This window comes from Helicobacter pylori (genome assembly GCF_030323545.1).
Classification (GTDB): Bacteria; Campylobacterota; Campylobacteria; order Campylobacterales; family Helicobacteraceae; genus Helicobacter; species Helicobacter pylori_CO.
The window spans coordinates 1,206,976-1,220,421 of sequence record NZ_CP122954.1; the positions used below are offsets into that span (position 1 = coordinate 1,206,976).

Consider the following 13,446-nt stretch of genomic DNA (forward strand, 5'->3'; position numbering starts at 1 on the left):
TTTCATTCTTTTAAGCCGTTCGCTTAGATCTTTTGAAACACGCTCAAATAAATCCCTATGGAAAAACAAGCCCCTAACGCCCCTAAACAAAACCCTCCTAAAACACTGCTAAAAGAAACCCCTAAAACAATCAGCACCAACCCTATTAAAAAAATCAAACCAAACAAGCTATAAAAAAGAATATTTTTAAGCGTTTGATGCGTGATCAAATGGGGTATCAATAAAACAAGCAACCCATAAAATAGTGCTAAAGAAAGCGCAGTAGCGTTAGGGAAATTAGTGCTGTGCGAAAACCATTGAACAGAGTGTGTAAAAAGGTGTTTTAAAGATTCTAAAAGGGCTTCAAACAGGATCACGCTTAGCACAAACCACACCCCAAGCGCTAAATTTCTGCGATAAAGGCTTAAAAACACCCCCACTAACAAACTCAAAGGCAACACGAATTGAGAAGAGCCTAAAAAAACAATGCGTTGGAGCGTTTGATCTAAAATAGGGCTAGAAGAATTTGAACGCATCAAGCTAAAAATGGCGTTATCCATTGAATTAGTATAATCAAAAAAAACCAAGCCAAAAATAAGGATAAAAAACGCGCTAAAAACGCCTCCTAAAAGAAACAGGGTTTTCACTGGTAATAAGAAAAATGGTTTGGGTTGTGTGGAAACATTTTTGAAAGAATTTTCAGCCATTATTTAAAACCCTTTTAGTCAGTTCATTCAAACTGGATATTATACGCCAACGAACTTTAAAATTGCTCCTAAAAAATTTAAGACAATGAAGTTTAAACACATAAAAGCTTTTTATTTTAATCAAACCTAACTAATAAGAAACTGAAATTGTTTTTTTTTTTTTTTGAAATCGCTTTAATTTTTGCCCTCTTTTAAAGCTTTTTAACCCTTTTTAGACTACAATTTTGAGAAGTAAAAATCAAAGGAACGCAATAACTTATGGATAGAGCCAAATTTATTTTCGTTACAGGGGGCGTGTTAAGCTCTCTAGGGAAAGGGATTTCATCTTCTTCAATCGCTACGCTTTTGCAGCATTGCAATTACCAGGTTTCTATTTTGAAGATCGATCCTTATATTAATATTGATCCAGGCACCATGAGCCCTTTAGAGCATGGGGAAGTGTTTGTTACTAGCGATGGCGCTGAAACGGATTTAGACATCGGGCATTATGAACGCTTTTTGAACAGGAATTTAACGAGATTGAATAATTTCACTACCGGGCAGATTTTTTCAAGCGTGATAGAAAATGAAAGGAAAGGGGAGTATTTAGGCAAGACCATTCAAATCGTCCCCCATGTAACCGATGAAATCAAAAGGCGCATTAAAAGTGCGGCTAAAGGGTTGGATTTTTTAATCGTGGAAGTGGGCGGAACCGTGGGCGATATGGAGGGCATGTTTTATTTGGAAGCGATCCGCCAGCTTAAATTGGAATTAGGGAATGAAAAAGTCATCAATGTGCATGTAACCTTGATCCCCTATATCCAAACCACTAACGAACTAAAAACCAAACCAACGCAACACTCCGTCCAAGAATTACGGCGTCTTGGCGTAACCCCTCAAATCATTTTAGCGCGATCGCCTAAGCCTTTGGACAAAGAATTGAAAAATAAAATCGCTTTGAGTTGCGATGTGGAGCAAGACAGCGTGATTGTCGCCACAGACACTAAAAGCATTTACGCATGCCCTATTCTTTTCTTGCAAGAAGGCATTTTAACCCCCATTGCCAGACGCTTTAATTTGAATAAACTACACCCCAAAATGGCAGCTTGGAACACTTTAGTAGAAAAGATTATCGCTCCTAAACACAAAGTCAAAATTGGTTTTGTGGGCAAGTATTTAAGCTTAAAAGAATCTTATAAATCCTTGATTGAAGCCTTAATCCATGCGGGCGCGCATCTGGATGCGCAAGTCAATATTGAATGGCTGGATAGCGAGAATTTTAACGAAAAGACGGATTTAGAGGGCGTTGATGCGATTTTAGTGCCTGGGGGCTTTGGAGAAAGGGGGATTGAGGGCAAAATTTGCGCTATTCAAAGGGCTAGGCTAGAAAAACTCCCCTTTTTAGGGATTTGTTTGGGCATGCAATTAGCGATCGTTGAATTTTGCCGCAATGTTTTGGGTTTAAAAGGGGCTAACTCTACGGAATTTAACCAACGCTGCGAATACCCTGTGGTGTATTTGATTGAAGATTTTATCGATCAAAACCACCAAAAACAGGTGCGCACCTACAATTCGCCTTTAGGAGGCACCATGCGATTAGGGGAATATGAATGCGAAATCATGCCAAATAGCCTGTTAGAAAAAGCTTATAAAAAGCCTAGCATTAAAGAAAGGCACCGCCATCGTTATGAAATCAACCCCAAATACCGCCAGGAATGGGAAAATAGGGGCTTGAAAGTGGTGGGTTTTGGAGCGAATCATTTGATTGAAGCGATTGAGTTAGAAGATCACCCGTTCTTTGTGGGGGTGCAATTCCACCCGGAATTCACCTCCAGGTTGCAAAGCCCTAACCCTATTATTTTGGATTTCATTAAGAGCGCTCTTCATAAATCCTAATCTAAAGAATGAAACAAAAGCTTAAAGCTCAAATCAAAGAGCGAGTGGCTTCTATCGCTTATAATGAAAAAGGGTTTCCTAGCCCCTTTTTATTTAAAGACTTGAAAAAAGCCGCACTCAAAATCATAGAAGCCATGCGCGCAAACACAGAAATTTTAGTGGTGGGCGATTATGACGCTGACGGCGTGATTAGCTCTACTATCATGGCAAAATTCTTTGAAAGCCTGAATTATAAGCATGTTCGCATTGTGATCCCTAATCGCTTCATTGATGGCTATGGGATTTCTAAAAAATTTTTAGAAAAACACCACGCCCCTTTAATCATCACGGTGGATAATGGGATTAGCGCCTTTGAAACCGCACGATTTTGTAAAGAAAAAAACTACACCCTTATCATTACGGATCATCATTGCTTACACCATGATGAAGTCCCAGACGCTTATGCGGTGATCAACCCCAAGCAACCGGATTGTGATTTTATCCAAAAGGAAGTGTGTGGGGCGTTGGTAGCGTTTTATTTGTGCTATGGTATCCACCAGCTTCTAGGAAAAGAAAAGAGCCATTCTAGTGAGTTATTATGCTTAGCGGGCGTGGCGACTATTGCTGACATGATGCCTTTGACTTTTTTTAACCGCTTTTTAGTTTCTAAAGCCTTGTATTTTTTGCAAAAAGAATCCTTAGGGGCGATGGGGTTTTTGCGCCAAAGAGAAGTTTTTAGAAAACGCTCTTTAAAAGCGAGCGATATTTCTTTTAATATCGCCCCTTTAATCAACTCCGCAGGGCGCATGCAAGATGCGAAAATGGCTTTAGATTTTTTAAGCGCGAATAATTTTCAAGATGGCTATTCTTTGTATGAACGCTTGAAAGCATGCAATTTGAAGCGCAAAATGATCCAACAGCAGGTTTTTGAAGAAGCCTTTAAGCATGCGATGGTTGGAGAAAAAATCATCATCGCTTTTAAGGATAATTGGCATGAGGGCGTGCTTGGGATTGTGGCTTCAAAATTAGTGGAAGCCACTCAAAAGCCAAGCCTGGTTTTTACCTTTAAAGAAGGGGTGTATAAAGGGAGCGCTCGTAGCTCTCCAAATATTGATTTGATTGACGCTTTGAATGGGGTTTCTTCTTTGTTGCTCGGCTATGGGGGGCATAGGCAAGCTTGCGGGTTGAGCGTTGGAAAAAACAATATCGTCTCGCTCTTTGAAACTTTAGAAAATTTTGATTTTAAAGTCTTGCCTTTTTATGAAAAAGAACCCCCTTTAACGCTCAAATTAAAAGACATTGACAGAGAGCTTTTAGAGATTATAGAAGCGGGCGAACCTTATGGGCAAGAAAACCCTGAACCCCTATTCCAAGCAAAAAATTTAGAAGTCATAGAAGAAAAAATCATTAAAGAAAGCCACCAGGTTTTGCGTTTTAAGGATAAAGAATGCGTCAAAGAGGCTATTTATTTTAACGCTGAGCGGTTTTTGAAAGCGGGCGAAAAGGTGAGCGTGCTTTTTAGCGTGGAATTAGATGAGTGTTCTAATGAGCCTAAAATGTTTGTTAAAAGTTTGTTGTAGTGCCTTTTGTTGAAGAAGAATTTGAAATTTTAAAACCCACCAAAGCCTTGTTTTTGGTGCGCGATGTTTTAAAATGCTCTTTAAAAGAAGCCCAACGGCACCTTGACAAACAACGCTTAAAACAAAACCAACAAGTCGTGCGTAAATCTCAAATGATTCAAGGGGTCGTTCGCTTGATTTATTTCAAGCCTAATGAAAAACAAGAAAAGCTTGTTTTTGAGGCTAAGGATTTTGGCGTATTTGACAAACCCGCTCAAGTCTATACCCACCCTAAAGGCTATTTTTACCATGAAAGCTTATTAGATTGTATCCAATCTCATTTTGGCAAAAACGCCCACCCAGCCCACAGATTGGACTATGAAACGAGCGGGTTGGTTTTAGCGGGTAAAACCTTACAAAGCACCAAAGATTTAAAAGCGCTTTTCATGCAAAAAAAAGTGAAAAAAACTTATTTAGTGCTAGCGTATGGGTTGGTGGATAAAAGTATCATCATAGACAAACCCATTCTAACGCCACAAAACATTCAAAAAGATTTGCGCATTCGATCTCAAATTTCTCCTTTAGGCAAGCCTTCAATTACCCTTGTTGAGCCTTTAAGCTATAATCCTTTTTTGGATATAAGCTTGCTTAAAATAACCCCACTCACCGGGCGCACGCACCAGATCCGCTTGCATTTAAGCAGTATAAATCATAGGATCGTTGGCGAGGGGCTTTATGGGGTGGCAGATGAAAACGCCAGAGAATACCTTCAATTGAAGCGTGAAAATAACGCCCCAACCCTCATGCTCCATGCCGCTAGTTTAGAGTTTGAATTTAAAGGGGCGATCTACAAAATCGCTTCCCCAATGCCTGAACGCTTCATGCCGTTTTTAAAAGATCTACCGCTCTTTTACTGATTGTTCTTTTGGTTGTCCTCTTTCTGGGGTTTGGTTGAGATCATCTATATGCTCTTTGATGGTTTTTTTCTCCACCACAGGAGCGTTTTTGAAACTCTCTTGAAGTTCTTGACTGATCTTAATAAAGCTATCGTTAAATTGCTGTTTGTAGCTGTTTTTGAGGTTTTCTTTCACTTCGTTGATGTTGTTCAAAATTTCTTTTTTGAATTTGTCTCTGTGGAGCCATTCATCAATAAAATTGATCGCCGCATCGCTTCCAAACCAAAGTGTAATAACGCAAGCAGGAGCGAAAGGCCCGCAAGTCCAAGAACCGCTCACTGCTGTGCCAATCTTTGCGAGGAATTTACCCCCTACTTTCGCCCCGAGTTTAGTGCCAATTTTTGCCACAAGTTTTGGGGTTAGCTTTGCCATAATAGCCAAGCCACTCACGCCAGCCGTTGCCCCTATAGTTCCTGTAAAATTGGCTTTCAATTTCCTTGCCACTTCATCGCCAAGAGTGTCTAAAATTTTTGCGTTTTGAGAAAGATCGGTATCCACTCATTTTAGAGCGGTCTCACTCACAAATTTTTCGTGTTGGTTTAACAAACTCCCATAAGTTTTAGAAAGCTTCTTGGTTATAGCATCCAATCTTTGTTTATAATCTTTCCCTAAAAGTTTTTCCTGCAACACATTAGCCACCGCATCTTCGGCACTCAAGCCGGTCTTTTTAGCTACAAAAAGAGCAAGCTCGCTATAATCCCCCTTGATAGAATAATGCCAGTCCAAGAACTTATCCACATTGTTTTCTACTATATCAAAAAACCCATCTATTTGAGTGTTTATCTTGCCATTCATTTCCTCTATGCCACTATTCAGAGCAGCGTTGATTTTTGATTGATGGTTATTAAGATTATCTTTTATAATATCGGTAGGTAAGAGTTTCTCAATATATCTCTTAGCGGGTTTAATGATTTTTTGGGTACGAGCCGTTTTTGTCTCCTGACTAGGTTCGCTATACGCAAAGAATTTGACGCTAAAATAGACGACAAGTAAAACAATAATTGTCCCCCAAAACATTCTGCTGGATTTCTTCTGCTTTCTCTGCTTTTCTTGTTCCTTGCTCTCTGGACATTCTTTTTCTTGTGTTGGTTTTTCTTGCTCTAACTTTTGTTTTTCTAGTTCTGGCTTTTGTCTTGCCCGCTCTAGATATTCTTTAAACATCATTTTCCATACTCACTCCTAAAATATTTTGATAACCAATAAATGATTTGAGCGCTCAGCCTGCTGATGGCTATCCCGCTAAGAGCGTTATAGGTGATAAACACCACCCAGCCCGCAACAATAAACCCTTTATTTAAGCCCATGCTCTCCGCTTTGAACATGCCCCACCAAGTAACCCCCTCTAACATCTTTCTAGCCTTCAAAAAATAATCCATGTAGTCGCAGCTGGAATAGATGGAGTTGCCCACTTCTTGGATCGTGTCTATTAAAGTTGGTTTCAAATAGGTGGGCATGTTGCCATGATAGATCACATAGCAACTCAAGCCAATGAAGAAAAGAGCCCCCACAAAAGCACTCACTTCTCTAGACATCAGCATCAAATAATCTTCTTTGATGATACTCTTGAGCACTTTTTCAAACGCACCAAACACCGCAGCACAAACAACGATAGTGCAAAAAACAAGCCCCCACATCATCCAATTATAGTCCAGCACGCTATAAGCGATGGATATGGATGTGAAAATTGAAAAAATAACATAAAAGCAACATACCATTATTGGGGAGTGTAGCATCTTGGATAAAAAAGATTCGCTATTCACAAAGCACTTGGCGAAGCATTTCCTCTGATGCATTTTTAAAGAAATATAGCTGTAAGCGACAATCCCTAGTATCAGCAGCACAAAGACCAACGAGAAACAGGACTTATCGTAAGTCCAACGCCACAAGCCCAACAACACCCCAACGATCACGCTTGTGCCCAGAATGATTTTAAAAAAATAAGACATTATCTTTTATACCTCTTGTTGTTTTTGAAGCGTTTGTTAGGGTTGTCTTTAAGGAGGAAGATCTTAAACGCTACCAGTATCAAAGATAGTGAGAATATCGTTAGCGCTACTATCCAAAAAAGATCCTTGCTGACAAAGTAAAGGATTGCGCTCTCTATCAAGCAAATGAGCGAAACGCCGTATTTAAACTCATGCTTTAAGATCTTATGGCGGGACACAACCATAGCGACCAAAAACCCGACAGACCCGCCAAGGAGCGATAAAACCCACAAAGCTTTTTCAGGAATACGCCACATTTTTTGCTCAATTTTTATCCACCAGCATGAGAATAAAGATCAGAATATTGACTATGAGCAACCAAACGATAGAAGCAAATTCCACGCTCACCCTTTCAAGAGCGTTTTAACAACCCAAACGCTACCACTTGGCTTTTTAGAGAGAGAGAGAGAGAAAGCAAAATTTTAAGATTGATTCTCAAATCTATTCCTTTACAAAAGTTAAGACTGGGTGTTTTAACATGATTTTTGGCCTGCTCGCATCAAGCCCTTACTTTTTAACATTCCCGCTCCCTTGCTTTTTTAAAGCCTCCCTAAATTATTACACCCCACACCAATAAACACAACGCGCCCAAGCACAAAGCCCTAAAAAAGGTCTTTTTGAAATTCTTTAGTATGACACCCTTCCTTATTCCCCAAGCAAAATACAGCCCTCGTTCAAATATTCTTTCAAAATTTCTCGCCCCTTAGGGGTTTTCATCAAAATAGATATTATTTGGCTTCTCAACCTCTCAGGCTCTTCTCTGTTGGCGTTTTTGGTCAGATCGTATTCGTTGAAAAAATACGGCATGACCGATTTTGATTTGAGCTCAAGCCCCACCTCTTTGATCACCTTTTCTATCGTGTATTTTTTCTTACAATGTTTTTCGCAACCCCCCAATTTCAAAATTTCCATATTCCTTGACGCTCTTTTTTTCACTTGATTGAAATACGGGTTTTTTGCAGTCTCTCCACAGCCAAAGCATAATTCTTATCCTCTATGGCCTTGATGAATTGCTTGAATTTGAGCAGCCCGTTCAAGCCTAAATTGTAGCTCAAATCCAAGATGACCATTCTCCTCATTGCGTCCAAATTTTTATACCACCCATAAGAGAGGGGGGCCTTACGATTTTATTTTAATATGTCAGTTAAAAGCCCATACGCTTTGGTGATACGCTTACTCCCATAAGAATAAACGCTCACATTATAGCCATAGCCAATCGTGGGATGCCCCGTCTTGTCGGTATAAATGGAAGGCGAAAACCCCTCTGAATCCACTATCAAAAACGACGCCGCTAAGATCAATTTGCTAAGATAAAGCGTCCAACACCCTTTTAGCTGCCTTTATTATTCTTAGCTTTCAATTCTTCTAGTTTTTTTGAAATGATTTCTTCAGTAACGCTAGAGAGTCTCTCTCCATCATGCTTACCCTCTGGGGTTTCTTTGCTCTGTAATTCTTCTTGTTTTTTTGAAATGATTTCTTCAGCGATGCTAGAGAGTTTTCCCGCATTTTTGGTGTCCTTGTAGTTGGAGCGGTTTTTTAAATTCTCTCTGATTTGCCTTTTTCTTTGAATGAGTGCAAACATTTTTTGGCTGAATTGGTAGCATTTACGCGCGCTTATGACAATCACGCCCCACTTGATTAATAAAGCGATCAAAAGCCAAATAAAAGAGCTAGAAGTGTCCAATAAAAACTGGCGCACATCGCTATAAACCCAAATATCCACTAAAATAACCAACAAAGTGATCAAAATAGAAAACGCAATGCTTTTAAACCTAAAAAGCCACGCCACTATCACAAACCCCCTCGTGTGCCTGTGGGCTAATAGCCAGCGTTCATTCTTTTCGCTAAAAAAATTCATTAAACCAGAAATCACGCTATTTTTCTTGCTCATTTTCGCCCTTTTCCCAAACTTCTTTAAAATGCTTGGTGGTTTTTTCTTGTTTTTCTTTCAATTCTTTAGCGTGGATTTGCTCTAATAACCTTTTTTCTTCGGCTTCAAACATGATTTTTAATTCTTCTTCGTTAAAATCGCTCAATTTCATGCCCTCTTTTTTCAAGCGTTTTTCCACGATTTTAACCGCTTGTTCCCTGATTTTTTGAGATTCTTCTTTAAAAAGCGCTCGTTTGGTTTTTTGAAAGACTTCATTAGAATTTTTTTGGATCGTTTGTTTGCAAGAATCTAAAAAATCCCTAACTTGATGCATGATTTTCATTATTATCCGTTTTTAAAGAGTTTTTAAAATAATGATCTCTAAAAGAATACCAAAAAAAAGATTAAAACTCTCTAGTAAAAATATTTTCTTAAAAGAATAGGGGGCATTTTGGCGATACCCTTATCCCTTATTTTTCTTTGAGTGCCTCGCATGCCTCTTGATCTCCTAATTTGCAGGCTTTAGAGTAAAATTGAGCGGCTTTTATTAAGTTTTTTTCTACCCCTTGACCATATCCATACAACATCCCTAAAGCACCACACCCCCCTATTATTCAAATCGCATGCTTTTTCAAACAGAGCAAGAGCTTTTTTAAAGTCTTTTTCCACTCCTTCTCCATAATAATATAGTCTCCCTAAATTAAAACACCCCTTACCATCTTTCAAATCGCATGCTTTAGAGAAGTATTGAGCGGCTTTTTTCAAGTTTTTTTCCACCCCTTCTCCATTTGCATATAGCCACCCTAAATTACCACACCCCTTAGCATAGTTTAACTCACACGCTTTTTCAAAATACTTCCTAGCTTTAGAAAAATCTTGCTTGTCATAACTCAGCATACCCAAATTGAAAAGCTCTTCAGGGGTTGGCTCTGCCATTAATCCCCCCCCCCAATCAACACACAACACAAGCACAAAACCCTAAAAATCGCTTTTTTGAAACTTAGTATGACATTTCTCCCTTTATTAAAAAACTTAGACTTTATTATAATCAAATTGCAATCAGATCTAATGATTTTTTAAAACCTGTTGGCAATAGCGCTCTAAAATCCTACAAGCGCTCAAAGAGTCTAACCGGCCGTCTTTGATAGCGAGCCGCTTGTTTTTCCTACCCAAATGCTCTAAATTATCATAAGCTTCTATGCTAGATCTGTCTTCATTGATAAAAACGATTTCGCCCTTAAAATCTACAAGCTTGATAAAATGCTCAATGCGCGCGTTCGTGTCCGCATAGCTTTCATTGGGCTTGCCCACCACCAGCACCTGAATGTTTTTTTCTCTCAACAAATTGCTCAAATCCCTAGAGGCCTGATTCCTGTTGTGGCGTAAAATCGCTTCTAAAGGTAAAATAACGCCGTTTAAAAGCGCAGCAATCCCAATGCGTTTTAACCCCACATCGCATGCCAAAATCACGCTAACACCACGATATGATTGATGCGTTTAATCTTACCCAACAGCTCGTATTCTAAAAGCTTGTCCCCAAATTTGAGATACGCCTCTTCATAGCTTGGGTTTTTGGCGCAATATTCCAAAAATTCGTCTTTGATTTCAGGCATTTCTTTTAAATGGTGGTCTTTTAAAAGGGTGTTTATAAAATTTTGAATATTAAATATCCCTTGAGCCTGCCCTTTTTCTAAAAGCTCATTAGTGCCATCGCTCTCATTCAGGCGCTGAGGCAAAACAAATAAGGGTTTTTGATACTTTTGGGCTAATCTCGCACTGCTCATAGAGCCGCTTTGTAAATCCGCTTGGGGGATAATTACCGCATCGCTTAAAGCGATCACCAGGCGGTTTCTCGCTAAAAAAGAGCCTTTAACGGGCATAAAATCCTTTTCATATTCGCTTAAAATCAAGCCGTTTTGCGCGATTTCTTGGATCACTTTATGGTTGTTCGTGGGATAGACAAAATCCAAACTGCAAGGCGAAAGCATGATCGTTTTTGGTAAGGCGTTTTCTTGAGCGATAATATCCACGCCTAACGCTCCTCCGCTCACAATAACCGCGCCATTTTTAGCAAGCTCTCTGGCTAGAGTGATGGTGTGTTGCTTGCTATAAGGGGTGGGTCTTCTTGTGCCGATGATAGCCACTTTTAAAGGTGCATCTAAAAGCTTTATATCGCCCGCACAATAGAGCTTTTTAGGGGGATCTTTGAGAATGTCAAAGGCTTTAGGGATATTCTCTAGCGCACTGTATTGGAAGTTGCTTTTCATTCGTTGGTTAACTATTTAGGCAATATAATCTCCACTTCAATCGTTTCCACGCTTTGATTGCCATCAAGGGTTTTGAAATGGATGTCTGAAGATTTAGTGTATTTTTGAATAACGGCAATGATTTCTTTACGCATCTCTTCCATGTAGGGTAAATTTAAGGTGCGCTCTTTGGCTAGAATCAATTTCAATCGGTCTGTTGCGGTAGCCGCGCTCCCTTTGTTTTTAAAAAAATCAAACAAACTCATGAAAATATCCCTTTTAACGCCCCAAAAAAGCCTCTTTTAGCCTTAAATTCCACGTATTCCACTTCTTCGCCTAAAATCCTTCTGGTGATGCGTTGGTAAGCCTTCGCACTCTCGCAATCCGTGCGAATCACCGGCTCGCCCTTATTGGTCGCTGAAATAATATGGTGATCTTCTGGAATGATCCCAATTAAAGGCAGGCATAAAATCTTAAGCACTTCTTCTATGGAAATCATCTCGCCATTTGCCACTAACTCAGGTTTTAAGCGATTGATTATCAAATGCTTATGCACTTCTTCGCCCCTTTTGGCCCGATTAGACTTCGCGTCAATAATGCCAATCACTCTGTCGCTATCCCTTAAGGAACTCACTTCCGGCGTTACCACCACTAACGCCATGTCCGCATGCAAAATCGCATGCTCAAAACCGCTTTCAATCCCAGCCGGTGAGTCAATCAAAATATAGTCAAAATCCGCCCTTAAAGCGTTGATTAAAATCGCTACTTTTTCCTTATCTAAAATATTTTTATCCTTGCTTTGTGAGGCCGCTAAAAAAGAAAGGTTTTTAGTCTTTTTATCCGTGATCAAAGCCTGCGAAAGGTTGCAATTTTTTTCCATCACATCCACCACATCATAAACAATGCGATTTTCTAAGCCTAAAATCATATCCAAGTTCCTAAGGCCTATGTCAAAATCAACCGCTACGACTTTTTTACCGCTCTCAGCCAAGCCAATCGCTAAATTAGCCGTGGTGGTGCTTTTACCCACGCCCCCCTTGCCTGAAGTGATAGTAACTACTATTGCCATATAATTCCTTTTAATTTAATGATTTATTTTTTATGATTGAATGGGGCGCGCAAAATTTCCCCAATTTGTTCTATTTTAGTCTCTTTAAGGGCTTTCCTCTCTGTGTTTAACCTGGGGTAATTCAAGCTCTTTTCTAGTAAAAAATCCTTAGCGAATGTGCCGTTTTGAATCTTTTTTAAGATTTTTTGCATGCGTTTTTCTAACAGATTTCCCATAGGCTCTCTAGCTTTAATCGCCCCAAATTCAGCGGTGTTAGAAATGTGCTTCCTTAAACCCTCTACCCCCTTATAATGCAATAAATCCGCCACTAATTTCACTTCATGCACGCATTCAAAATAGGCTAATTCCTCAGGGTATCCTGCCTTAATTAAAGTTTCAAACCCCATTCTTACAATCGCTTCTAACCCCCCACACAAAACCGCTTGCTCGCCGAATAAATCGCTCTCGCATTCTTCTTTAAAGCTCGTTTCTAAAACCCCCATTCTCCCTCCGCCCATCGCTTTGGCGTAGCTTAAAGCCACCGCTTTAGCGTTATTTTTTGAACTTTCTTGCTCTATGGCGATCAAATGGTATAAGCCCCTGTTTTTAAGGTATTCTTCTCTTAAAGCGCTCCCAGGCCCTTTTGGCGCGACTAAAATCGCGCCCACGCCTTTTGGAAGAACAACCTGATTGAAATGCACGCTAAAACCATGGGCAAAGCCCACAATTTGCCCCTCTTTTAAAAAAGGGATCACTTCTTTTTCTAACACTTCCTTATGCAATTCGTCCGGAAGTAACGCCATGATCACATCGGTATTTTGGACTAGCTCTTTGACTTCTAGCACCTCAAAGCCCTCTGCTTTTGCTTTTGAAGCGCTCAAACTCCCTTGATACAAGCCAATACGCGTTTTTACTTTAGAGTCCCTCAAATTGAGCGCTTGGGCTTCTCCTTGTGCGCCATAGCCAATAATGCCCACTTGTAAGGATTGGATAACGCCTAAATCAATGTCTTTATCATAATAAACGGGTAATGCCAAAATCAAATCTCCTAGCGTGTTTAAGCAAGTATTTATTTTACCATAATGGGAGCGATAATGTTTAAAAACATGCAGAATGTTAAAAAATGGTGTGCTCGGAGGGATTCAAACCCCCGACCTACAGGACCGCAACCTATTGCTCTATTCAGCTGAGCTACGAGCACTTTTAAAGAAGTGAAACGATGATTATAGCAAGAAAAGCTAA

Annotated in this window: 18 protein-coding genes, 1 tRNA gene and 2 pseudogenes; 3 read left to right on the forward strand and 18 right to left on the reverse strand. The window is 39.7% G+C overall.

Features of this window, described 5'->3' with window-relative positions; genetic code table 11:
• Nucleotides 1-23: 23 nt before the first annotated feature.
• Nucleotides 24-686 carry a phosphatase PAP2 family protein gene (locus QAP06_RS05730; RefSeq protein ID WP_286465393.1) on the reverse strand — a complete coding sequence of 221 codons (663 nt, stop codon included), beginning with the start codon at nucleotides 684-686 and terminating at the stop codon, nucleotides 24-26.
• 258 nt (nucleotides 687-944) lie between these two features.
• Here QAP06_RS05730 and pyrG point away from each other — a divergent pair, with 258 nt between their 5' ends.
• From pyrG to QAP06_RS05745, 3 genes are read left to right on the forward strand one after another with little or no spacing between them, the layout of a single operon-like run.
• Nucleotides 945-2,561, forward strand: coding sequence for a glutamine hydrolyzing CTP synthase (pyrG, locus tag QAP06_RS05735; protein WP_286465395.1), 1,617 nt, complete (start codon nucleotides 945-947; stop codon nucleotides 2,559-2,561).
• 8 nt (nucleotides 2,562-2,569) lie between these two features.
• Nucleotides 2,570-4,120, forward strand: a complete 1,551-nt coding sequence (gene recJ, locus QAP06_RS05740; protein WP_286465397.1) for a single-stranded-DNA-specific exonuclease RecJ — start codon at nucleotides 2,570-2,572, stop codon at nucleotides 4,118-4,120.
• A complete protein-coding gene (locus QAP06_RS05745; RefSeq protein ID WP_286465398.1) occupies nucleotides 4,120-5,016 on the forward strand; it encodes an RluA family pseudouridine synthase in 897 nt (298 codons plus the stop codon). Before recJ ends, QAP06_RS05745 begins: the two co-directional genes overlap by 1 nt.
• On the opposite strand, the gene QAP06_RS07750 is transcribed toward QAP06_RS05745, so the two are convergent.
• The 17 genes and pseudogenes from QAP06_RS07750 to QAP06_RS05820 form a co-directional block, all read right to left on the reverse strand.
• The gene (locus QAP06_RS07750) at nucleotides 4,999-5,553 is read right to left on the reverse strand and encodes a hypothetical protein (protein ID WP_350317258.1); all 555 of its coding nucleotides are present in this window, start codon (nucleotides 5,551-5,553) and stop codon (nucleotides 4,999-5,001) included. The genes QAP06_RS05745 and QAP06_RS07750 overlap by 18 nt on opposite strands.
• Nucleotides 5,554-6,219 (reverse strand): hypothetical protein, encoded by a 666-nt coding sequence (locus QAP06_RS07755; RefSeq protein WP_350317259.1) that lies wholly within the window; start codon nucleotides 6,217-6,219, stop codon nucleotides 5,554-5,556.
• Nucleotides 6,216-7,001, reverse strand: coding sequence for a hypothetical protein (locus QAP06_RS05755; protein WP_286465399.1), 786 nt, complete (start codon nucleotides 6,999-7,001; stop codon nucleotides 6,216-6,218). The genes QAP06_RS07755 and QAP06_RS05755 overlap by 4 nt, the downstream gene beginning before the upstream one ends.
• A pseudogene (locus QAP06_RS05760) lies at nucleotides 7,001-7,382 on the reverse strand (DUF1294 domain-containing protein). Before QAP06_RS05760 ends, QAP06_RS05755 begins: the two are co-directional and overlap by 1 nt.
• 303 nt (nucleotides 7,383-7,685) lie before the next feature.
• Nucleotides 7,686-7,952, reverse strand: coding sequence for a hypothetical protein (locus tag QAP06_RS05765; protein WP_001883605.1), 267 nt, complete (start codon nucleotides 7,950-7,952; stop codon nucleotides 7,686-7,688).
• A gap of 20 nt (nucleotides 7,953-7,972) precedes the next feature.
• On the reverse strand, nucleotides 7,973-8,110 hold the full coding sequence (locus QAP06_RS05770; protein WP_286465401.1) for a lysozyme family protein: 138 nt from the start codon (nucleotides 8,108-8,110) through the stop codon (nucleotides 7,973-7,975).
• Nucleotides 8,111-8,167: 57 nt separating this feature from the next.
• The gene (locus tag QAP06_RS05775) at nucleotides 8,168-8,320 is read right to left on the reverse strand and encodes a glycoside hydrolase family protein (protein WP_286465402.1); all 153 of its coding nucleotides are present in this window, start codon (nucleotides 8,318-8,320) and stop codon (nucleotides 8,168-8,170) included.
• A 50-nt stretch (nucleotides 8,321-8,370) separates the two neighbouring features.
• Nucleotides 8,371-8,931: a hypothetical protein gene (locus tag QAP06_RS05780; RefSeq protein WP_286465404.1), complete on the reverse strand. Its 561-nt coding sequence runs from the start codon at nucleotides 8,929-8,931 to the stop codon at nucleotides 8,371-8,373.
• The gene (locus QAP06_RS05785; RefSeq protein WP_127943425.1) at nucleotides 8,915-9,253 is read right to left on the reverse strand and encodes a hypothetical protein; all 339 of its coding nucleotides are present in this window, start codon (nucleotides 9,251-9,253) and stop codon (nucleotides 8,915-8,917) included. Before QAP06_RS05785 ends, QAP06_RS05780 begins: the two co-directional genes overlap by 17 nt.
• Nucleotides 9,254-9,380: 127 nt before the next feature.
• Nucleotides 9,381-9,464 (reverse strand): annotated as a pseudogene (locus QAP06_RS07800) (sel1 repeat family protein); the annotation flags it as partial.
• On the reverse strand, nucleotides 9,433-9,846 hold the full coding sequence (locus tag QAP06_RS05790) for a tetratricopeptide repeat protein (protein ID WP_434059340.1): 414 nt from the start codon (nucleotides 9,844-9,846) through the stop codon (nucleotides 9,433-9,435). The gene QAP06_RS05790 and the pseudogene QAP06_RS07800, both read right to left, overlap by 32 nt.
• 129 nt (nucleotides 9,847-9,975) lie before the next feature.
• Nucleotides 9,976-10,380, reverse strand: a complete 405-nt coding sequence (gene ruvX, locus QAP06_RS05795) for a Holliday junction resolvase RuvX (protein WP_140471383.1) — start codon at nucleotides 10,378-10,380, stop codon at nucleotides 9,976-9,978.
• On the reverse strand, nucleotides 10,377-11,177 hold the full coding sequence (gene dprA, locus QAP06_RS05800; RefSeq protein WP_286465405.1) for a DNA-processing protein DprA: 801 nt from the start codon (nucleotides 11,175-11,177) through the stop codon (nucleotides 10,377-10,379). Before dprA ends, ruvX begins: the two co-directional genes overlap by 4 nt.
• An 11-nt stretch (nucleotides 11,178-11,188) precedes the next feature.
• A complete protein-coding gene (minE, locus tag QAP06_RS05805) occupies nucleotides 11,189-11,422 on the reverse strand; it encodes a cell division topological specificity factor MinE (protein ID WP_000051412.1) in 234 nt (77 codons plus the stop codon).
• Nucleotides 11,419-12,225, reverse strand: a complete 807-nt coding sequence (minD, locus tag QAP06_RS05810) for a septum site-determining protein MinD (protein WP_015643959.1) — start codon at nucleotides 12,223-12,225, stop codon at nucleotides 11,419-11,421. Before minD ends, minE begins: the two co-directional genes overlap by 4 nt.
• 23 nt (nucleotides 12,226-12,248) lie before the next feature.
• Nucleotides 12,249-13,241: a ketol-acid reductoisomerase gene (gene ilvC, locus QAP06_RS05815; RefSeq protein WP_286465407.1), complete on the reverse strand. Its 993-nt coding sequence runs from the start codon at nucleotides 13,239-13,241 to the stop codon at nucleotides 12,249-12,251.
• Between the two features lie 87 nt (nucleotides 13,242-13,328).
• Nucleotides 13,329-13,405, reverse strand: a tRNA-Arg gene (locus QAP06_RS05820).
• Nucleotides 13,406-13,446: the final 41 nt, after the last annotated feature.